The sequence below is a fragment of the Nitrosovibrio sp. Nv17 genome (assembly GCF_900119085.1).
GTDB lineage: Bacteria > Pseudomonadota > Gammaproteobacteria > Burkholderiales > Nitrosomonadaceae > Nitrosospira.
In genome coordinates this window covers 108,259-129,658 of the sequence record NZ_FPIQ01000005.1, presented here as the reverse complement: position 1 = coordinate 129,658, position 21,400 = coordinate 108,259, and the positions used below count along the sequence as shown (strand labels likewise).

Annotated in this window: 18 protein-coding genes; 17 read left to right on the top strand and 1 reads right to left on the bottom strand. The window is 64.9% G+C overall.

All coding sequences use genetic code 11. The annotated features are described in order from the left end of the window. Nucleotides 1-19: 19 nt before the first annotated feature. The 17 genes from BT108_RS04785 to ftsZ all read left to right on the top strand — a co-directional run bounded on the left by BT108_RS04785 (nucleotide 20) and on the right by ftsZ (nucleotide 20,490). A complete protein-coding gene (locus tag BT108_RS04785) occupies nucleotides 20-2,242 on the top strand; it encodes a RelA/SpoT family protein (protein WP_083566216.1) in 2,223 nt (740 codons plus the stop codon). A gap of 382 nt (nucleotides 2,243-2,624) precedes the next feature. Continuing rightward, the gene (mraZ, locus tag BT108_RS04780) at nucleotides 2,625-3,068 is read left to right on the top strand and encodes a division/cell wall cluster transcriptional repressor MraZ (protein WP_072293401.1); all 444 of its coding nucleotides are present in this window, start codon (nucleotides 2,625-2,627) and stop codon (nucleotides 3,066-3,068) included. Between the two features lie 19 nt (nucleotides 3,069-3,087). After that, nucleotides 3,088-4,047, top strand: a complete 960-nt coding sequence (gene rsmH / locus BT108_RS04775; protein WP_072293400.1) for a 16S rRNA (cytosine(1402)-N(4))-methyltransferase RsmH — start codon at nucleotides 3,088-3,090, stop codon at nucleotides 4,045-4,047. Nucleotides 4,048-4,062: 15 nt separating this feature from the next. After that, nucleotides 4,063-4,374, top strand: a complete 312-nt coding sequence (gene ftsL / locus BT108_RS04770; protein ID WP_072293399.1) for a cell division protein FtsL — start codon at nucleotides 4,063-4,065, stop codon at nucleotides 4,372-4,374. Further along, nucleotides 4,371-6,107 (top strand): peptidoglycan D,D-transpeptidase FtsI family protein, encoded by a 1,737-nt coding sequence (locus BT108_RS04765; RefSeq protein WP_072293398.1) that lies wholly within the window; start codon nucleotides 4,371-4,373, stop codon nucleotides 6,105-6,107. Before ftsL ends, BT108_RS04765 begins: the two co-directional genes overlap by 4 nt. Continuing rightward, nucleotides 6,104-7,654 (top strand): UDP-N-acetylmuramoyl-L-alanyl-D-glutamate--2,6-diaminopimelate ligase, encoded by a 1,551-nt coding sequence (locus BT108_RS04760; RefSeq protein ID WP_072293397.1) that lies wholly within the window; start codon nucleotides 6,104-6,106, stop codon nucleotides 7,652-7,654. The genes BT108_RS04765 and BT108_RS04760 overlap by 4 nt, the downstream gene beginning before the upstream one ends. Next, nucleotides 7,651-9,045: a UDP-N-acetylmuramoyl-tripeptide--D-alanyl-D-alanine ligase gene (murF, locus tag BT108_RS04755; RefSeq protein WP_072293396.1), complete on the top strand. Its 1,395-nt coding sequence runs from the start codon at nucleotides 7,651-7,653 to the stop codon at nucleotides 9,043-9,045. The genes BT108_RS04760 and murF overlap by 4 nt, the downstream gene beginning before the upstream one ends. 60 nt (nucleotides 9,046-9,105) lie before the next feature. Next, nucleotides 9,106-10,191, top strand: a complete 1,086-nt coding sequence (gene mraY, locus BT108_RS04750; protein WP_072293395.1) for a phospho-N-acetylmuramoyl-pentapeptide-transferase — start codon at nucleotides 9,106-9,108, stop codon at nucleotides 10,189-10,191. Between the two features lie 13 nt (nucleotides 10,192-10,204). Further along, on the top strand, nucleotides 10,205-11,626 hold the full coding sequence (gene murD, locus BT108_RS04745; RefSeq protein WP_072293394.1) for a UDP-N-acetylmuramoyl-L-alanine--D-glutamate ligase: 1,422 nt from the start codon (nucleotides 10,205-10,207) through the stop codon (nucleotides 11,624-11,626). A 2-nt stretch (nucleotides 11,627-11,628) separates the two neighbouring features. Continuing rightward, nucleotides 11,629-12,792 (top strand): putative lipid II flippase FtsW, encoded by a 1,164-nt coding sequence (gene ftsW / locus BT108_RS04740; protein WP_072293393.1) that lies wholly within the window; start codon nucleotides 11,629-11,631, stop codon nucleotides 12,790-12,792. A 17-nt stretch (nucleotides 12,793-12,809) separates the two neighbouring features. Continuing rightward, nucleotides 12,810-13,862: an undecaprenyldiphospho-muramoylpentapeptide beta-N-acetylglucosaminyltransferase gene (gene murG, locus BT108_RS04735; protein ID WP_072293434.1), complete on the top strand. Its 1,053-nt coding sequence runs from the start codon at nucleotides 12,810-12,812 to the stop codon at nucleotides 13,860-13,862. Between the two features lie 10 nt (nucleotides 13,863-13,872). Continuing rightward, a complete protein-coding gene (murC, locus tag BT108_RS04730) occupies nucleotides 13,873-15,291 on the top strand; it encodes a UDP-N-acetylmuramate--L-alanine ligase (protein WP_072293392.1) in 1,419 nt (472 codons plus the stop codon). 70 nt (nucleotides 15,292-15,361) lie between these two features. Further along, the gene (murB, locus tag BT108_RS04725; RefSeq protein WP_072293433.1) at nucleotides 15,362-16,384 is read left to right on the top strand and encodes a UDP-N-acetylmuramate dehydrogenase; all 1,023 of its coding nucleotides are present in this window, start codon (nucleotides 15,362-15,364) and stop codon (nucleotides 16,382-16,384) included. Continuing rightward, nucleotides 16,381-17,298, top strand: a complete 918-nt coding sequence (locus tag BT108_RS04720; protein ID WP_072293391.1) for a D-alanine--D-alanine ligase — start codon at nucleotides 16,381-16,383, stop codon at nucleotides 17,296-17,298. Before murB ends, BT108_RS04720 begins: the two co-directional genes overlap by 4 nt. After that, nucleotides 17,288-17,986, top strand: coding sequence for a cell division protein FtsQ/DivIB (locus BT108_RS04715; protein ID WP_072293390.1), 699 nt, complete (start codon nucleotides 17,288-17,290; stop codon nucleotides 17,984-17,986). The genes BT108_RS04720 and BT108_RS04715 overlap by 11 nt, the downstream gene beginning before the upstream one ends. A gap of 40 nt (nucleotides 17,987-18,026) precedes the next feature. Further along, nucleotides 18,027-19,265: a cell division protein FtsA gene (ftsA, locus tag BT108_RS04710; RefSeq protein ID WP_072293389.1), complete on the top strand. Its 1,239-nt coding sequence runs from the start codon at nucleotides 18,027-18,029 to the stop codon at nucleotides 19,263-19,265. Nucleotides 19,266-19,323: 58 nt separating this feature from the next. Beyond that, entirely contained in the window at nucleotides 19,324-20,490 is a 1,167-nt protein-coding gene (gene ftsZ, locus BT108_RS04705; RefSeq protein ID WP_072293388.1) for a cell division protein FtsZ, read from the top strand. A gap of 78 nt (nucleotides 20,491-20,568) precedes the next feature. On the opposite strand, the gene BT108_RS04700 is transcribed toward ftsZ, so the two are convergent. Beyond that, entirely contained in the window at nucleotides 20,569-21,222 is a 654-nt protein-coding gene (locus BT108_RS04700; RefSeq protein WP_143142398.1) for a zinc metalloprotease, read from the bottom strand. Nucleotides 21,223-21,400 lie beyond the last annotated feature (178 nt).

Below are 21,400 nucleotides of genomic sequence, written 5' to 3'. Positions count from 1 at the left end.
CTTGTCCGATATGCCGGGAATGCCGCCGCCTGATCCCCTGCCCGCGGCAACCGCCGCCTGGCTGGAGCCCGTGTTGTCCGCGCTGCCCGCTTCTGCCGGGGAGGCCGACACCCTGCGGCGCGCATGGACGTTTTCCCAGCCGCTGTATGCAGGCAGACGCCTGCCGGACGGCGAGGCGGCCGATCGGCATGTGGCAGGGGTCGTATCGATCCTGGCGTCACTGCGGGTCGATGCCGACACCCTGGTTGCGGGACTGCTGTGCGGCACCCCGGATTCGCCGGAGGGTTTCCGGGAGGCGCTGCAATCGGCCTTCGGCGAGACGGTGGCCCACCTGGTGGAAGGCGTGGTGCGCATGGGCCGCATCCACATCCTGGGAGCGGCAAAGAAGAGCGGGCGTCGTGGGGTGGATCATGGCGCCCAGATCGAGGCGCTGCGGAAAATGCTGCTGGCGATGGCGGAAGACATACGCGTGGTCATCATCGCGCTGGCCGATCGCGTGCAGACGATGCGGCACCTCGTTGCCAATGACGCTGCCCGGCACGTGGAGGTGGCGATTGAAACGCTGGAGATCTTCGCCCCCCTCGCCAATCGCCTGGGGTTGTGGCGGGTAAAGTGGGAGCTGGAGGATCTGTCGTTCCGGATACTCGAGCCCGAGCGCTACCAGGAGATTGCCCGGCTGCTCGAAGAGACCCGTGACAGCCGGGAGCGGTATATCGCCAGGGTGGTGGCAAAACTGCAGCAGGAACTGCATCAGGCCCGCATCGTGGCCGAGGTGACCGGGCGTCCCAAGCACATCTACAGCATATACAGGAAAATGCGGCGCAAGGATGTAGGCTTCAAGGAGATCCACGATGCCCGGGCGGTGCGCATCCTGGTGAACGACATCAAGGACTGCTATGCCGTGCTGGGAATGGTGCACAATCTGTGGACGCCGATTCCCAAGGAATTCGACGACTACATTGCGCGGCCGAAGAGCAACGACTATCGTTCGCTCCATACCGCCGTGATGGGGCCGGAAGACAAGGTGATCGAAATCCAGATACGCACCCACGAGATGCATCGGCACTCCGAGATGGGCGTGGCTGCCCACTGGCGCTACAAGGAGGGTGCGAGACGGGATGCCCGTTACGAGGAAAAGATCGTCTGGCTGAGGCAAATCCTGGAATGGAAGAATGACGTGGAAGACGCCGGGGAACTGGCGGAACACTTCAAGACCGCGTTGTTCCAGGATTCGGTCTATGTGCTCACGCCCCAGGGCAAGGTGATTTCCCTGCCCCGCGGCGCCACCCCGGTCGATTTCGCCTACCACGTCCACAGCGACCTTGGCCACCGCTGCCGCGGGGCGAAGGTTGACGGCATCATGGTGACGCTCGATCACCCGCTTCAGAACGCGCAACGGGTGGAGATCATCGCGGCCAAGCAGGGCGGACCGAGCCGCGATTGGCTCAATCCCGCTCTGGGCTACCTCAAGAGTCCCCGTGCCCGCTCCAAGGTCAAGCAGTGGTTCAACGCGCAGCAGCGCGAAACCTCCCTCCTGCAAGGGCGGGCAACCGTGGAAAAGGAGATGCAGCGCCAGGGCATGACGGCGCTGGGACTGGAGAAGGTGGCTGCCGCATTCGGGTTTTCCAGGCTCGACGCCTTTCTTGCCGCTGTGGCGCGCGGCGACATCAACAGTCATCAGCTGAGCGGGTTCCTGCAGGGCCGGATGGATGCCGCCGAGACGAGTGCACCGGGCACGTCCGGCATGGTGGCGGTGGCGGCGGAATCATCGGGAAACAGGAGATCCGCCGCGGGGCCCGAAGACGGCGTGCTCATCGTCGGCGTCGACAAGTTGCTCACGGTCCTGGCGAAATGCTGCAAACCGGCACCTCCCGATGCCATCGTCGGCTTCGTCACCCGCGGGCGCGGCATCACCATCCACCGGCAGGGTTGCGCCAGCCTGACGCGGCTGGCGGCGGAAAGCATGGAACGTCTGGTCGCAGCGGATTGGGATGCGTCGAAGCATGGTGCTGGCTATCCGGTCGACGTCGAGATTCGGGCATTCGACCGTCCAGGGCTGCTGAACGACATCTCGACCATCCTGCTGCGCGAGAAGATCAATGTAATCGCCACCCACACCCAGTGCCGACGGGAGCTCGCGGTCATGCTGTTCACGCTGAGAATCGGTGATCTGGCGCAATTGCACCGGGTTCTCGGCTGGATACGGAACGTGCCAGACGTGATGTCCGCCGCCCGGCGATAGGACATTCCCCTTCACGACATGCCTCCACCCTCCTCCAGCGGTAGGTACAGCCGGTCGTGCCGCCGACAGTGCGCGCGGCTCGCTCTCCGTCCATGCCGCAGGGGCTTTCACGCCACGATCTGGTAAACAACCTTAACAGTCTTCCACATCCCCTTTATTTTAATAGGGTATTGGGGCAGAGAAAGGATTTTGCCGATCTCTACCTTAAGTCCTTGTCACATAACAACAAACGCATCGTATTCACTTGACTTCACGAATATTATTAATTACAGTGGGTAATTATGGGGATTTAAAATAATAAAGTGGATTATTGTGCAGTTCATCTCTCTCCCGATGGTCGATTTCCTGGGATCGAGCGGCTGCCGGAGCGCGAGGAAACCGAATGTTTCGCGGCAGCACACCTATCAGCCTGGACAATAAGGGGCGACTCGCGGTTCCTGTGAAGTACCGGGATGCTCTGGCCTCCCTGTGCGCCGGGCGCATGATCGTCACCGCGGATCCTTCCCGCTGCCTGCTGATCTATCCGCAGCCTGTATGGGAACCTCTGGAACAGAAGCTCATTGGCTTGTCCAGCTTCGACTCCCGGATACGGAACCTGCAGCGCCTGCTCGTCGGCAACGCCAGTGATGTGGAGATGGATGGCGGCGGCCGCATCCTGCTGCCGCCCCTGCTGCGCCAGTTTGCCGGCTTGAGCAAGGATGTGGTGCTGATGGGCCAGGGCATGAAATTCGAATTGTGGGATGCCGAGAAATGGAACGTGCAGATGGATGACGCGCTCATTTTCAAGGACGGCATTCCGCCGGAGCTTGACGGTTTCTCGCTTTGACGGCGCGGCCGATGCGTCGATGCACGTCCCGGTCCTGCTGCAGGAAGCAGTGGACGCCCTGGTCGTCCGAGCGGACGGCGTGTATGTGGATGGAACGTTCGGGCGCGGCGGCCACAGCCGCGCGATACTGGAGCGGCTGGGGCCGCATGGGAGGTTGCTGGCATTCGATCGGGATCCGGCCGCTCTGGCGGAGGGAGAACGAATTCCCGATCCGCGCCTGCACTTGATTCATGCGAGCTTCTCGCAACTGGGGGAGGCGCTGCGGCAGCAGGGGGTGGCGCGAGTAGACGGTATCCTGCTGGATCTGGGGGTCTCCTCGCCGCAACTGGAGGAAGCATCCCGCGGGTTCAGTTATCGGCTGGACGGGCCGCTGGACATGCGCATGGATACCAGCCAGGGCGAGACGGCGGCACAATGGCTGGCCGGGGTCCCGGAGGCGCACTTGGAGGAGGTCATCAGGAACTATGGCGAAGAACGGTTTGCTAGGCAGATTGCAAGAGCAATTGTTGCGGCAAGGGCGCGGCAGCCCATTGTCACGACATTCCAGCTCGTCGCGCTGGTGGTGGCGACCGTGCGCTCGCGCGCGCGCAGCCGGGAAAATCAGAATCCGGCCACGCGTACCTTCCAGGCCATACGGATTCATCTCAATCAGGAACTCGACGCCTTGTCGCGGGCCCTGCCGCAATGCGTGGACAGCCTGAATCCCGGCGGCCGGCTGGTGGTCATCAGTTTCCATTCCCTGGAAGACCGGATGGTGAAGCGTTTCATGCGCGCATCGGCAGAGGCCGATGCGTTGCCGCGCGGCGTTCCCCTGCGGGAGCGGGAATTGCACGCCCTGAGCCGTCGTACCCTGCGCCTGATGGGCAAGGTGCGGCCGGGCATGGCGGAGCTGGCGGCCAATCCCAGGGCCAGGAGCGCGACCATGAGAGTGGCGGAACGGGTCGACGCGCTGGCGGGGTCGCAGTCGGAGTCCCGATGACGACGGGCGGCTGACGTGGCCAGGACCAACATGCTGCTGACACTGATCCTCATCGCCTGCGCGTTGGGGGTGGTGACGTCGCAGCACCGGGCGCGCAAACTTTTCGTGGAACTGGAAAAAGAGCAGGAGCAGACGGCGCAGCTGGCCGTGGAGTGGGGGCAACTGCAGCTCGAGCAGAGTACCTGGGCAATGCCGGCGCGCATCGAGCAGATCGCGACCGGCCGGTTGCGCATGCGCGTGCCGGATGCCACGCGCATACAGGTGATCTCGCCGGTACGGGCGAGTGACCCGGTGGTTGTCGCTCCCGGGGAAGGCGGGGCTCCATGATGCCCGTTCGCCCGCCGAGCGCGATCCTGCCGGCGGGCCGGTCGCGCCTGCTGGTGGCCTGCATCCTGCTGGGCATGGTGGCGTTGACGGTACGCGCGGCCTATCTGCAGGGAATGCACAATGGCTTCCTGCAGCAGGAGGGCAAGTCGCGCTACAGCCGCTTGCTGGAAATGAGTGCGGATCGCGGGATCATCACCGATCGGGAGGGAAAGCCGCTGGCAATCAGCACCCCGGTGGAGTCGGTATGGGCAAGTCCCCAGAATGTGGAGGCGACGCCCCGGCAGCTGAAGCAGCTGGCGCAGCTGTTACAGGTCGATTTCGAGGAAATCCAGCGGCGTGTCAGCGGTTCGTATCCGGGCGCGGGTCGTGACTTCGTCTATCTGAAGCGACACCTGTCGCCTGAGACCGCGGCCAGGGTGGTGGAGCTCAACCTGCCGGGTATCTTCCTCAAGCGCGAATATCGTCGCTACTACCCGGCCGGCGAGCTGACGGCGCACGTGCTCGGTTTCACCGACGTCGACGACATCGGCCGCGAAGGCTTGGAATTGGCGTGGCAGGATGAGCTGGCGGGAAAGCCCGGTAGTCGCCGTGTCATCAAGGATCGCAAGGGGCGTATCGTCGAGGACGTGGAAAGCATCCGCGCGCCGCAGTCCGGGAAAGACATGGCCTTGTCCCTCGACAGCAGGATCCAGTATCTTGCGTTCCGCGAGTTGACCCAGGCGATCGATACCTATAAGGCCAAGGCGGGCGGCATCGTGGTGCTTGATGCGCAGAGCGGAGAACTGTTGGCGCTCGTCAACCTGCCCACGTACAACCCCAACAATCGTCAGCGCATGCGTGGGTCGCGCGCGCGCAACAGGGCGTTGACCGACATGTTCGAGCCGGGATCGACCCTGAAGCCGTTCACCGTGGCTGCCGCGCTGGAGTCCGGGGAAGTGACCCCCGACACGGTGCTCGAGACCGGTTCGGGCGCATTCTCCATCGGCCGGGCGGTGATACGTGATGCCCACAAGGAGGGGCCGCTGACGGTCGCGCAGGTGATACAGAAGTCCAGCAACGTCGGTTCCGCGAAGATCGCCCTGTCGCTGGCGCCGCAGACGCTGTGGGAGATGCTCAGCGAATCGGGATTCGGTGCGCCCACCGGATCGGGTTTCCCCGGCGAAGTCGGCGGCAGATTGCGTCCCCATCGCACCTGGCGTCCCATCGAACAGGCGACGATGTCCTATGGCCACGGCATCGCCGTGAGTCTGCTGCAACTGGCGCGCGCCTATACCCTGTTCGCATCGAAGGGGGAGCTCAAGCCCGTCTCGCTGCGGAGGCTGGATGCCCGGGTGGCGGGCAAGCAGGTGGTTTCGCCGGAGACCGCCTTCGCCGTGGGCAGGATGCTGGAGATGGTGGCGCAGCCGGGCGGTACCGCTCCGAAGGCACGAGTCGACGGCTATCGCGTAGCGGGCAAGACGGGCACGGCGCACAAGCCGGAGGGAAAGGGTTATGCGAAGAATCGCTACCTGTCGACCTTCGTGGGTTATGCGCCGGCTTCCAACCCGCGGTTCGTCATCGCCGTCATGCTGGATGAGCCCTCTTCGGGCCAGTATTTCGGCGGTGCGGTGGCAGCGCCGGTATTCAGCCGGGTGATGGGGGGTGCCCTGCGCATATGGAATGTTCCCCCCGATGCTCCTGTTCGCAACGGGGTATCGCTCACCATGGCCCCGGGTTCGAAGAGTGGCGCATGAGCCGGGAACCGGAACGTGCAGAACTGAACGATTTCCTTGCCTTGGATAACCTGGGGGTCGGAATCGAAAATCTTGTTACGGACAGCCGCCTGATCAGGCCGGGAGATACGTTCCTGGCGTATCCCGGCAAACGCCTGGATGCGCGCCGGTTCATCCCCCAGGCGCTGGCCGCCGGCGCCAACGCGATCCTGTGGGAGCCCCGCGGCTTTGCGTGGGAGCCGGCGTGGCAGGTTCCCAATCTGCCCGTGGAGGGATTGCGGGCCCGTGCGGGTGCCATCGCCGACCGGGTGTACGGCCATCCTTCACGCAGACTGCGGCTCGTCGGCATCACCGGCACCAACGGCAAGACCTCCTGCAGTCATTGGATCGCGCAGGCCCTGAGTCTTCTGGGCGATCGCACGGCGGTCATCGGCACACTGGGAAACGGTTTTCCCGAAGCGCTCGACGCCGCCACCCATACCACGCCGGATGCGGTGCAGTTGCAGCGGATACTGGCTGACTATGTTCGGCAGGGCGCACGTTGCGTGGCGATGGAGGTATCGTCGCACGGGATCGAGCAGGGGCGCGTCAATGGATCGGCGTTCGCGGTGGCGGTGTTCACCAATCTCTCCCGCGATCATCTCGACTACCACGGCAGCATGGAGACATACGCGGCCGTCAAGGCAAGGCTGTTCCAGTGGCCCGGGCTGGGACATGCCGTCCTCAATCTCGACGATGGATACGGCATCGAACTGTCGCGACGGCTTCCGGACGGACAGGCGATCATCGGGTACGGTTTTGACGATGCAGCCGCTCGATATCCGGTTTCGGAAAAGCGCGCGCGGCTGCATGGCGGCAATCTCAGGCACGATCCGGAAGGCATGGTATTCGATGTCGTGTTCGAAGCGGCATCCGGCAGCGAGTGCGGCACGCTTGAAACCCGGCTGGTGGGGCGCTTCAACGCCTCGAATCTGCTGGCGGTGCTGGCGGTGCTGCTGGCAGGGGGAAGGAGTTTGGCCGACGCCTTGCGAGCGCTGCGGCAGGTGTCGCCGGTGGCGGGAAGAATGGAGCGTGTCTGTGACCGGCCGTTGGTGGTGGTGGACTACGCCCATACCCCGGATGCGCTGGAGCAGGCACTGACGGCGCTGCGCGAGATGCTGGCCAGCACTTCGGCGGAGCCGCGGCCACAGAGCGACGCTCCCAGGTTGACCTGCGTGCTCGGCTGCGGGGGCGAGCGCGATCCCGGAAAACGACCTTTGATGGGCGCAGCGGCGACCCGGTTCGCCGACGAGGTGATTCTCACCAGCGACAATCCGCGCGGGGAGGATCCACGCGCCATCATCAGCCAGATCGAGGCGGGCGCGAGCCATCCCTGCCATATCGAGGCAGACCGCGCGGCGGCCATCCAGCGGGCGATTCGCGGCGCGCGCGCGCAGGATGCCGTGCTGATCGCAGGCAAAGGACATGAGACGTACCAGGAGGCGGGCGGGACCAGGTTTCCCTTCAGCGACGTCGGGGTCGCCCGGGAAGCGTTGCAGCGCCTTGCCGCCGCAGCGCCTGCGACATGATGGCGGTACGGGCGGCGGCGGAAGCTCTCCAGGCCGACTGGAGCGGCCGGAATGCGGTGTTCGCCGGCGTGAGTACCGACAGCCGCACGCTGGGCGACGGCGATCTGTTCGTGGCTTTGGTGGGAGAGCGGTTCGACGGTCATGAATTTCTGGCCGCGGCGGCGGCGCGGGGTGCGGCCGCCGCGATGGTCGCGCGCGATCACGTGGTGGTTGACGGGGGATCGGATCTGCCTCTGATCCAGGTGCCGGACACTCGCCTGGGACTGGGCCGACTGGCTGCTGCATGGCGTGACCGCTTCGGCATCCCGGTGGTGGCGGTGACGGGCAGCAATGGCAAGACCACGGTCAAGGAGATGATCGCCTGCATTCTGCGGCAGACGGTGGCGGAATGCGGCGGAGCGCCGGATACGGGCGAGCTCGACAGGGTGCTGGCAACGGCGGGCAATTTCAATAACGACATCGGCGTACCGTTGACGCTGCTGAGGCTGCGTGATCGGCATCGGTACGCGGTAATCGAGATGGGCATGAACCGTCCGGGCGAAATCGCCTATTTGACCCGGCTGGCGCGACCCGGCGTTGCCCTGGTCATCAATGCCGGAGCGGCGCACGTTCAGGGCCTGGGATCGCTGGAGGCGGTTGCACGCGCCAAGGGCGAGATATTCGAAGGACTCGATCCGCATGGCATCGCCGTGATCAATGCCGACGATCCGTATGCGGAACGCTGGCGGACACTTGCCGGAAGCAGGGCAGTGGTCGATTTCGGATTGACGGGCACCCCCACGGTGGGGGCACGTTGTCGCTCGGACTTCAGGGGCAGCGACGTGACGCTGCTACTGCCCGGGGGCGGTGAGGAGGTGCGGCTGCAGGTCCCCGGCCTGCACAACGTGCGCAATGCGCTGGCCGCCGCGGCTGCTGCCGTGGCCTTGGGTATCGGCGGGACGGCGATCGCGTCCGGACTTGCCGCGTTCCGCGGGATGGCGGGACGGATGCAGGCGAAACGCGGGCTGCACGGGGCGACATTGATGGACGACAGCTACAACGCCAGCCCGGAGTCGGTGAAGGCTGCATTGGCGGTGCTGGCGAAGGCACCGGGTCGAAAGATCCTGGTGCTGGGCGACATGGGTGAACTGGGAGACGCCGTCTGGGAATTTCACGCGCGCATCGGTGCGGAGGCGCGCACACTGGGGATAGACGAACTGCTTGCGCTGGGCGAAGCCAGCGCGCATGCGGTGGTGGCGTTTGGCAAGGGTGCGAGGCATTTCGTCGATGTCGCCGGATTGCTGGCGGAATTGCGAGGCCGGCTGGCAGCCGACGTGACGGTGCTCGTCAAGGGGTCGCGTTTCATGCGCATGGAGCGCGTGGTAAAGAACATCGAGCAGAATCATGAATGATCCGTTCCGGTCTGGTCTTGCGCGGGTTACGACGGGCGTTGCAGCGCCGGGGTACCCGCGATGCTGCTAGAACTCGCGCAATGGCTGGCGCGGGATGTGCGCGGCTTCAACGTATTCAGCTACATCACCCTGCGCACCGTGCTCGCCGCGCTCACGTCGCTTGCGATTTCATTCGTCATCGGGCCCGCCATGATACGCAAGCTCACTGCATACAAGATTGGCCAGTCGGTGCGCGACGACGGACCCCAGACTCATCTGGTCAAGGCGGGGACACCCACCATGGGCGGCGCGCTGATCCTGGTTTCCATCGCCGTCTCCACCCTGCTGTGGGCGGATCTCGGCAACCGCTACGTCTGGGTGGTGCTGGTGACCACGCTGGGCTTTGGCGTGATCGGCTGGGTGGACGATTATCGCAAGGTGGTGTACCGCAATCCCAAGGGTCTTTCCGTCGCGGCGAAATTCTTCTGGCAGTCGGCGATTGCCTTCTCGGTTGCACTGTACCTCGCGGTGACGGCCGAAATGCCGGCGCAGACCACCATGATCGTGCCCTTCTTCAAGCAGGTGGCGATTCCCTTGGGGGTGGCCGGTTTCGTCGCGCTCACCTATCTGGTGATCGTGGGCACCAGCAACGCGGTGAATCTGACCGATGGCCTCGACGGCCTGGCCATCATGCCCACGGTGATGATCAGCAGTGCGCTGGCGATCTTCGCCTATGCGGCCGGGCATGCGGTGTTCGCCAAGTACCTGGGTATTCCCCACATCCCGCACGCCGGCGAACTGGCCGTCTTCTGCGGGGCCCTGGCGGGTGCGGGACTGGCCTTTCTGTGGTTCAACGCCTACCCCGCAGAGGTGTTCATGGGCGACGTCGGCGCCCTCGCGCTCGGAGCGGCGCTCGGCGCGGTGACGGTGATCGTGCGCCAGGAGATCGTGCTGGTCATCATGGGCGGCGTCTTCGTGGTGGAAACGCTGTCGGTGATGCTGCAGGTGGCTTCGTTCAAGCTTCTGGGCCGGCGTATCTTTCGCATGGCGCCGCTGCACCATCACTACGAGCTGAAGGGGTGGAAGGAGAATCAGGTCGTGGTGCGCTTCTGGATCATTACCATGATGCTGGTGCTGTTCGGGCTGTCGTCACTCAAGCTGAGATGAGGAAGACCGGTCCATGAACGTGGAGAACAAGGCGGTACTGGTCGTGGGGATGGGCGAAACCGGCCTTTCCATGGCTCGATGGCTGCAGCGCCTGGGTGCCGAGGTGCGGGCGGTCGATACCCGCGCCGTACCGCCGTGCCTCGAAGAGCTGAGACGGTTGCTGCCCGGCGGCCGCATCGCTACAGGTGCGGATGGGCCTGGCGCCATCGCCGGCGTGGCGGCCGGCATCGACCTGGTCGCGCTCAGTCCCGGAGTGCCCCACACGGAGCCGGTGGTGCGGGATGCGGCGCGGCGCGGCGTGCCGCTGGCGGGGGACATGGAGCTCTTCGCCTGGGCGATCGCACGAGTCGCCCCGGAAAGGCCGAGAATCATCGCCATCACCGGTTCCAACGGCAAGACGACCGTGACCGCCATGACGGGCGCGATGGCAAGGAAGGCGGGATGGGATGTCGAGGTGGCAGGCAACATCGGACCAGCGGTGCTGGATGCGCTGACGCGGCGCCTGGACGCGGGCGAACAGCCACAGGCATGGGTGCTGGAGCTGTCCAGCTTCCAGCTGGAGGCCACCCGCAGTCTCGCCGCCGACGCGGCGACGGTATTGAATCTGAGCGAGGATCATCTCGATCGCTATGCGGGGATGGAGGACTATGCCGCCGCCAAGGCCCGGCTTTTCCGGGCCAGCGTGGCCGATGGCGGGGTGCAGGTGCTGAACCGGGACGATTTCCGGGTGCGTACCATGGCTGTGGCGGGACGCAGACAGGTATCCTTCGGCCTCGATCGTCCGGCAGGCGACGATTTTGGTCTGCTACGCGACGGCGATGTCTGGCTGGCGCAAGGGGATGTCCGCCTGATGCGGATCGGCGAACTGGGCGTGGCGGGCCTGCACAACGCCGCCAATGCGCTCGCGGCCCTGGCGCTGTGCCGGGCCGTCGGTCTGCCGCTCGATCCCCTGCTGCAGGCCCTGCGCGAGTTTCGGGCACTGCCGCACCGCATGCAGCAGGTGGCTGAGGTCGGCGGCGTGACGTTCTACGACGATTCCAAGGGGACCAACGTCGGTGCCACGGTGGCCGCGCTCAGAGGCATGATGCAACCAGCGGTGCTGATCGCCGGCGGCGACGGCAAAGGGCAGGACTTTTCTCCCTTGGCGCCTCCCGTCACAAGGCATGCACGGGCGGTGGTATTGATCGGACGCGATGCCGGACGCATCCACGCCGCCCTGGAAGGGTGCGGGGTGCCGCTGCATCGTGCAGATACCCTGGAAGAAGCGGTGCGGAAGAGTTTTGCGCTGGCACGGAAAGGCGACGCTGTACTGATGTCGCCGGCGTGTGCCAGCCTCGACATGTTCAGGCACTACGCGCATCGCGCCGAAGTGTTCGTGGCGGCGGTGCGGAGGATACAGGAGGGTCTTCCGGATGCTGCGCAGGCCTCGCCGTGACGATGATCTATCAGAATGATCTGGACTACCGGCGGCCTCCAGCCGACTTCGATCGGTCCCTGGTCTGGTCCGCGGTGCTGCTGCTGGGTCTCGGAACGGTGATGGTCTATTCCGCCTCCATCGCCATTGCCGAGGCGGGGCGCGGCACCGATGGCCAGTCCACCTACTACCTCGTCCGCCATGGCGCCTACGTGGTGGTGGGCCTGATGGCAGGGGCGGTTGCATTCCAGGTGCCGATGCGGACGTGGCATGCGTGCTCGCCGTACCTGTTTCTCGCCGGGCTGGCACTGCTGGCACTGGTGCTGGTTCCGGGAATAGGCCGAGAGGTCAACGGCAGCCGGCGCTGGATTCCGCTGCTGATCGTGAACCTGCAGCCGTCCGAGTTCATGAAGCTGTTCGTGGTGCTGTACGCCGCCCACTATACGGTTCGCAAGGCGGCGCATCTCGCCAGTTTCCGCAGGGGCTTCCTGCCCATGCTGGCCGTCATTCTCGTCATCGGCTCATTGCTGCTGCTGGAGCCGGATCTGGGAGCATTCGTGGTCGTCACGTGCATCATCATGGCGGTGCTGTTCCTGGGAGGCATGCGCCTCGGGCTGTTCACGGGTCTGACGGGATTGTTGGGGATCGGCCTGCTGCTGCTGGTCTGGGCGCGACCTTACCGTTTGCAGCGATTTCTGGGATTCATGAATCCGTGGGACGACCCTTATGGAAAAGGCTATCAGCTGAGTCATGCCCTGATTGCGTTCGGGCGCGGCGAATGGCTGGGTGTCGGTCTCGGCGGGAGCGTCGAGAAGCTGTTCTACCTGCCCGAGGCCCATACCGATTTCCTGTTGGCGGTGATCGCGGAGGAACTCGGCTTCGCCGGCATTCTGGCAGTGATGCTGCTGTTTGCGGTGCTGCTGGTACGGGCTTTCATCATCGGTCGTCAAGCGGCAGTGCGCGAGCGTCCCTACGCCGCGCTGGTCGCCCAGGGCATCGGCGTCTGGCTGGGCGTACAGGCGCTCATCAACATGGGCGTGAACATGGGCGTGCTGCCGACGAAGGGACTGACCTTGCCGCTGATGAGTTTCGGCGGCAGCAGCATCGTCGCCAACTGCATCGCGCTGGCGGTGCTGCTGCGGGTGGACTGGGAGAATCGGCAATTGATGAAGGGGTTCGCGGCGTGAGCCTCACCATACTCATCATGGCGGGAGGGACCGGAGGACATGTGTTTCCGGGGCTGGCAGTCGCGGACTACATGCGGGCGGCGGGCTGGCGCGTGGTATGGCTGGGAACGGAGCGGGGGATGGAAGGGGCTTTGATGTCGCAACGGGGTTATGTCATGGAGACGATACGGTTTTCCGGGCTGAGAGGGAAGGGGCTCGTGACCTGGCTCACACTGCCTGCGCGCTTGCTGGCGGCGCTGTGGCAGAGCGCTGCGATCATCCGCCGGGTACGCCCGGACGTGGTGCTGGGCATGGGGGGCTACCCTGCATTCCCCGGCGGGCTGATGGCCGCTTTCCTGAACAGGCCATTGCTGGTGCACGAGCAGAATTCGATCCCCGGTCTCGCCAATCGCGTCCTGGCGAGGCTCGCCGACAGGATCCTGCTGGGATTTCCAGGCGTGATCCCGGGGGACGGCAAGGTCATCGTGTCCGGCAATCCGGTACGCGGCGACATCGGCCGACTGGGGGCACCGGATACCCGATACGCGGCACGCAGCGGCAGGCTGAGGTTGCTGGTGGTAGGCGGAAGCCTGGGCGCACAAGTATTGAATACCACCGTGCCCCAGGCTCTGGGGCGGATTCCGGAGGCGTTGCGGCCGCAGGTCGTGCATCAGGCGGGTGCCCGGCATCTGGATGTCCTGAAGCGGAACTATGCTCAGGCCGGAGTGGAGGGCGACCTGGTCGCCTTCATCGATGACATGGCTGCACGCTATGCCGACACCGATGTGGTGGTGTGCCGTGCCGGGGCACTGACCGTGGCCGAGTTGGCCGCGGCGGGTGTGGCCAGCATCCTGGTGCCTTATCCGTACGCCGTCGACGATCACCAGACTGCCAACGCTCGCTTCCTGAGCGACCGGCAGGCGGCGCTGCTGCTGCCGCAGGAGAAATTGACGACGCAGGGGCTGGCGGATCTGCTGCGGGGTCTGACGCGCGAGGCATTGCTGCAGATGGCCCGGAACGCACACACGCTGGCACGGCCGGAGGCCACGCGCGTAGTGGCGGAGGCCTGCATGGAGATGGTGAAGACATGAGGCGTACCGCATGAGGCACAAGGTCAAGCACGTGCACTTCGTCGGCATCGGCGGTTCCGGCATGAGCGGTATCGCCGAGGTGCTGCTCAACCTGGGCTACCGGGTGAGCGGTTCGGATCTGTCCGGTACGGCGATCACCCGTCGCCTGAAGAAGCTGGGCGCCGCCATCCATCAGGGCCATGCCGAGGGCCACGTTGCAGCGGCGGATGCGGTCGTGGTTTCCACGGCGATCGGTCCGGACAATCCGGAGGTGATCGCCGCGCGCGCGCGCAAGGTGCCGGTGGTGCCGCGTGCCATCATGCTGGCGGAACTGCTGAGGTTACGCCAGGGAATCGCCATTGCCGGCACGCACGGCAAGACCACGACCACCAGCCTCGTCGCCAGCATCCTGGCAGAGGCACAGATGGATCCGACGTTCGTCATCGGGGGCAGGCTGGAGGCTGCCGGTTCCCACGCCAAGCTCGGCAAGGGCGAGTTCATCGTGGTGGAAGCGGATGAGTCGGACGCTTCCTTCCTCTACCTGCAGCCTGTCCTGGCGGTCGTGACCAATATCGACGCGGACCACATGGGAACCTACGGCCACGACATCGGCAAACTCAGGCAGGCATTCATCGATTTCTTGCAGCACCTGCCGTTCTACGGCATGGCAGTGCTGTGCGTGGATGATGCCAACGTGCGCGAGATCGTGGCAGGCATAACCAAGCCCATCACCACCTATGGCCTGTCGGAGACCGCCCAGGTTCGAGCCGTCGACATCCGTCACGATGCGGGCCGGATGCGCTTCACCGCGCTGGTGGGGGTCAACGGACGGACTCGCAAGCTTCGGATCGTCCTGAACCTGCCGGGCTTGCACAACGTACAGAACGCGCTTGCAGCCATTGCCGTCGGCAACGAGATCGGTGTCGCGGATACGGCCATCGTCAGCGCGCTGGAGAGTTTCAGGGGCGTGGACCGGCGCTTCCAGCGCCACGGAGAAATTCCGTTGGCCGATGATGCCCGGGCGGATGCGGACGGCAGTTTCACGCTGATCGACGACTACGGCCATCATCCGGTGGAGATGGCCGCCACCATAGACGCCGTGCGTGGAGCCTTCCCCGGCCGCAGGCTGGTGCTGGCATTTCAGCCGCATCGTTATTCGCGCACCCGGGATCTGTTCGAGGATTTCGTCAGAGTGCTCTCTACCGTCGACGTGCTGTTGCTGACCGAGGTGTATGCGGCGGGCGAGGCGCCCATCGTGGCGGCCGATAGCCGCTCGCTCGCCCGCGCGCTGAGGGTGCTCGGAAAAGTCGAGCCGATATACGTCGAAGCAGTGGATGAGTTGCCGGCCGCTGTGCGCGGCGTGGTGCGAGAGAATGACGTTGTCCTGGTCATGGGGGCGGGATCGGTAGGTGGGGTGGCGTCCGGCATCGGGCGCCTGTTCCAGGTCTGAGCATGCCATGCTTGCGGAAAAAGACATCGGCTGGCAGGTCCCGCGGCAGATCGCCGGGTTCGAGGCAGGCATGCCGGAAACCGATCGGGGGATGTCTGCTGAAATGAGGGTATTGAGGGGAACGATGCGCGTACAGGAGCCGCTGAAAAAACATACCTCATGGCGGGTGGGCGGTGCGGCCGAGCGGCTCTACATCCCGGCCGACCTGGATGACCTGCGGTACTTTCTACGCAGTCTGGCGCAGGACGAGCCGATACACGTGATGGGTCTGGGCAGCAACCTGCTGGTCCGGGACGGGGGCGTGCGTGGCACGGTGGTGGTGCTGCATGCGCGCCTCGACGACCTGCGCCAGTCACCGGCCGAGGGGGGCGAGGGCGGCGGGCTGATCGTCGCCGGTGCGGGAGTGACCTGCGCCAAGCTGGCGCGGTATGCCGCGTCGCGCCATCTGGGGGGTGCCGAATTCCTGGCTGGCATACCGGGTACGGTGGGTGGCGCGCTGGCGATGAATGCAGGATGCCATGGCGCGGAGACCTGGGGAATCGTCGAGCAGGTGCGCACGGTCGATCGCACCGGCCGGCTGCGCGAACGCACGCCTGGCGACTATGAGATCGGCTACCGGCAGGTCGCGCTGAAGCCTCGGTCGGAAGATGGCGGGGCCGATGTCCCGAACGAAGAATGGTTCGTCCAGGGGAGCTTCAGGCTGAGGGCCGGTGACGATAGCGCCCTGCGGCGGCAGATGCGGGAACTGCTGGCCCGGCGCAACGACAGCCAGCCGCTCAACCTGCCCAATGCCGGTTCGGTATTCCGCAATCCGCCCGGGGATTTCGCCGCACGGCTGATCGAGTCGTGCGGACTGAAGGGGCTGCGCGCAGGGGGGGCGATGGTATCCCCGAAGCATGCGAATTTCATCGTCAATACCGGGGAGGCCACTGCGGCGCAGATCGAGGCACTGATCGGGCGGGTGCACGATACGGTGAAGAAAAGGACCGGCGTCGATCTGGTGCGGGAGGTACGCATCATCGGCGTGCCTGCTGCATCGGGCGTAGCCCCGGGGCGCCTGGCGGATAACGGGCCGGAAGGGGGGGCATCATGACGCACACAAGCTTCGGCAAGGTCGCGGTGCTTCTGGGCGGGCGTTCCGCCGAGCGCGAGATTTCGCTTCAAAGCGGCGCGGCGGTACTCGACGCGCTGTGCCGCCAGGGCGTGGACGCCCATCCCTTCGATCCCGCGGGACAACGCATGGAGGTGCTCCTGCAGCAGGGGTTCGAACGCGTGCACATTGCCCTGCACGGGCGCTACGGCGAGGATGGCACGATCCAGGGGGCGCTGGAACTCATGGATCTGCCCTATACCGGCAGCGGGGTCATGGCGAGCGCCCTGGCGATGGACAAGTGGCGCACCAAGCTGTTGTGGGAGCAGGCCGGCATCGACACGCCGCGCCATGTGCTGATGGACGCCGGCAGCAAGACCGACGCGGTGGTGGAGGCGCTGGGTCTGCCGTTGATCGTCAAGCCCGCCCGGGAAGGCTCGACCATCGGTCTGAGCAAGGTGGTCGCGGCGGCAGATTTGCCGGCCGCCTACGAACTGGCGGCACGGCACGATTCGATGGTGCTGGCGGAGCAGTACATCGCGGGCATGGAGCTGACCGTGGGCATACTGGAGGAAACGCCTCTGCCGCTGGTGCGCATCCGGGCCGCGAGCGGCCTGTACGACTACCACGCAAAGTACGTGGCGACCGATACCCGCTACGACTGCCCGAGTGGCCTGCCCGCCACGGAAGAGGAGGCGATCCAGGCGCAGGCGCTGAAGGCGTACCGGATCCTGGGATGCGAAGGATGGGGCAGGGTGGACGTGATACGGGATGAAGCCGGCAAGGCCTATCTCATCGAGGCCAATACCTCGCCCGGCATGACCAGCCACAGTCTGGTGCCGATGGCGGCGAAGGCTGCGGGGATCCCGTTCGACCGGCTGGTATTGAGGATACTGGAGCTCGCCCATGTGGGATGACCACGAAGTGCTGGATTTGGTTGCGAACTCGCTGTACCTGCTGGTCGTCCTGTCGGTGGCGTATGTTGCGGGCCAGTGGGCGTTGCGGCTGCCGGTGCTGCCGCTGCGGGAGATCGTCGTCGTCGATCGGGAGGGTGGAAAACCGCGGCATGTTACACACGCGCAGGCCGAAGCCGCTATTCGCGACGAGCCCATCGGCAGTTTTCTGGCGCTGGACCTCGACGCCATGCGCCGTGCGTTCGGGAAACTGCCGTGGGTACGCACCGTGACGATACGGCGGCTGTGGCCCCAGGCCCTGGAGGTAACCCTCGAAGAACACGTGGCGCTGGCACGCTGGGGCGAGGGCATGCTGGTCAACATCCATGGCGAGACGTTCAGCGGGGAATCCGACGAGACGCTGCCGCAGTTCGACGGCCCCGCTGGCACCGCCGGCGACATGGCGCGGCGCTACGCGGTCTTCACGGAATTGCTGCAGCCTCTGGGCCGGCGCATCGGCCGGATGGATCTTTCGCCGCGGCGCGCCTGGCGCGTCCATCTGGACGACGGACTCGTGCTGGAGCTCGGACGCGAACAGATGACGGCACGCCTGGCCCGGTACGTGAGGACGCACGACCATCTCCTCGCAAGGCTGAGTCCGCCGCCCAGCCATGTGGATCTGCGCTATCCCAATGGATTCGCGGTGCGGTGATGGTGAGCATGATCGAAATGGTTACGGATGCATGAGACAGATGGCCAGGCTCAATGACAGCAGGAACTTGATCGTCGGCCTTGACATCGGTACGTCCAAGATCGTCGCCATTGTCGCGGAGGCGAAGGCCGAAGGTGGATTCGAAGTGATCGGCATGGGCAGCCATCCCTCGCGTGGGCTGAAGAAGGGCGTGGTCGTCAACATCGAGACGACCGTGAGCGCGATCCAGCGCGCACTGGAAGAAGCGGAGCTCATGGCCGACTGCAAGATACGGGAAGTGTATACGGGTATCGCCGGCAGCCACATCAGGAGTTTCAATTCTCATGGCATGGTGGCGGTGAAGGATAGGGAAGTATCCAGACTGGATGTGGAGCGCGTGATGGAGACCGCCAAGGCGGTGCACATTCTCAATGATCAGCAGGTGCTCCATGTCCTCAACCAGGAGTTCATCATAGACGGTCAGGAGGACGTGCGCGAGCCGATCGGCATGAGCGGCCTCCGACTGGAGGTGAAGGTGCATATCGTCACCGGCGCGGTATCTGCGGCCCAGAACATCATGAAATGCGTCCGCCGCTGCGGTCTCGAGGTACGCGACCTGGTGCTGCAGCCATTGGCCTCCTCCATGTCCGTGCTGTCGGAGGACGAGAAGGATCTGGGTGTATGCCTGGTGGATATCGGGGGGGGCACGACCGACATCGCCGTCTTCACGCACGGCGCGATTCGCCATACCGCCGTGATCCCGATCGCGGGAGACCAGATCACGAACGACATCGCCATGGCGCTGCGCACCCCGACCAAGGACGCCGAGGACATCAAGTGCCGCTATGGATGCGCGCTGCGCGGCATGGCGGACCCGCACGCGATGGTGGAGGTGGCCGGAGTGGGCGAGCGCGCCGCGCGGCAGCTTTCGCGGCAGACGCTGGCCGAGGTGATCGAACCGCGGGTGGAGGAACTCTACTCCCTGGTGCAGGCCGAGCTGCGCCGCAGTGGCTTCGAGGAGTTGCTCTCGTCGGGGATCGTCATCACCGGCGGTAGCAGTTCCCTCCAGGGCATGGTGGAGCTCGGGGAGGAAATTTTCCACATGCCGGTGCGCCTGGGATTGCCCCAGTATCGCGGTGGGCTCGCCGAGGTGGTGCTGACGCCGCGATGCGCTACCGGCATCGGCCTGATCATGGCCGGGATGGAGCAGTTCCAGCGCAACCAGCATACCCGGCTGCAGGGGAATTCGTTCAAGCGCATCCTGGAGAGGATGAAGAGCTGGTTTCAGGGGAATTTTTGACGTTGGGGTCGGCAGTGGCGAGTACGTCGCGCGGCTGACATTTTAAAGGAGAAACGCCATGTTTGAAATAATGGATACACATGCTCAGGAAGCAGTCATCAAGGTGATAGGCGTCGGCGGTTGCGGCGGCAACGCCGTGGATCACATGATCCAGAACGGCGTGCAGGGTGTCGAGTTCATCTCCGCCAATACCGACGCGCAGGCGTTGAAGCGCAGCCAGGCGCGCACTCAGCTCCAGTTGGGCGCCTCGATCACCAAGGGGTTGGGTGCCGGCGCCAATCCGGAGATCGGGCGTGAAGCGGCGATGGAAGACCGCGATCGCATCGCCGAACTGATCGAAGGGGCCGACATGCTGTTCATCACCGCCGGCATGGGTGGCGGCACCGGTACCGGCGCCGCGCCGGTGGTGGCGCAGGTGGCGCGGGAGTTGGAAATCCTCACCGTGGCAGTGGTGACAAAACCCTTCGCCTTCGAGGGGAAGCGGCTGAAGGCGGCGCAAGCCGGAATGGAGGCCCTGTCGCAGCACGTCGACTCGCTGATCGTGATTCCCAACGACAAGCTCATGGCGGTGCTGGGCGAGGACATCAGCATGCTGGATGCATTCAAGGCCGCCAACAACGTCCTGTACGGTGCGGTGGCGGGCATCGCCGAGGTGATCAATTGCCCCGGCCTGGTGAACGTCGACTTTGCCGACGTGAAGACCGTCATGTCGGAAATGGGCATGGCCATGATGGGTTCCGCTACCGCTTCCGGCATGGAGCGCGCGCGCGCGGCGGCGGAGCAGGCGGTCGCCAGCCCCCTGCTGGAGGACGTGAATCTCGCGGGAGCGCGTGGCGTGCTGGTCAACATCACCGCCAGTTCGGGCATGAAGATGCGCGAGGTGCACGAGGTCATGGGTACCATCAAGGCCTTCGTCGCCGACGACGCCACCGTGATCGTCGGTACCGTGATCGACGAGAACCTGCATGAGGACCTGCGCGTCACCATGGTGGCAACCGGGCTCGGCGGAGTGGGCAACCGCGCGCAGCCCCGGCCGCTGAGCGTCGTCCACACGCGCACCGGCACCGACAACGCCGTGCTGCCGGATACCGTCAACTGGAGGGAACTGGACGCCCCCGCCGCGCTACGCACCAACCGGCGGCGTGACGCCACGGTCGAGGCCATGAAGCAGTCCGGTGTGGACGTGCTGGACATTCCGGCATTCCTGAGGAAGCAGGCGGACTGATACATGGCATAGAGACAGAAGGCAGAAGCATTCCGGAATCGCACGTCCGGAAAGGTTGGAATTTGAGATGATCGGCCTTCAATCAGGCGTATGCATGCGTCCGATGCGATCGAGATCCTCGATGCCCATGAGGGGAGAATACATCGCATCGTCGATGTTGCCCGACCGCTTCCAGCCGAATTGCAGCTCCCCGATGGCCCGGCGAACCATCTTGCCGAGCCGGTCGGCCAGCAGGGAGGCGGCGCGCGGCGACGAATCGCCCGGTTCCGCCAATCGCGCGGTCGATACCACCGAGGCGCGCAACAGGCTGTCGTGCCACGAAAACATATATCGGAAAGTACGCGCGCGCGCATTGATGTCCCGATTTGTCAGTATGACGTAGCTTGCATCCGGGGCCTGGGCGGGAAGGCGTGCCAGCACGGGGGCCGCAAGGGACAGGATGTCCTCCACGGCGTATTGCTGCGTTCCTTCGAACGGCCGCAGTTCCCGGGATCCCATCGGCAGCGCGCTGCGCATGCGCACCCCGAATTCTTCGGAAAAGTGCCGGGCCAGGGATGCGGAAGCTTCCATATTGAAATCATCCAGCGGCAGGAAATAGACAACGACATCGCGTTCGTCGGCTTTCGTTTCCGCCGGTGGCGTCGATGACTGTACCGGTTGCGGCTGCTGCATGGCGCAACCTGCGGTCAGGCCTATCGTCAGTATCGGCCCAAGAATGCCGGATATCCTCATGGTGTCTTCCTCCACGTTTCTTCAGATGCATCGATGCATGAAGCACCCTTCCTTTTTGCCGCCTGGCTTGCCAGGAGCCGCCAGGCCCGAACCGGGCGGGGATCGGACCTCGGCTCATGGAAAACGATGCGAGGGTATCGTGCGTTCAAGCAACGGCAGGCGGGATGCGCTGCGCAAG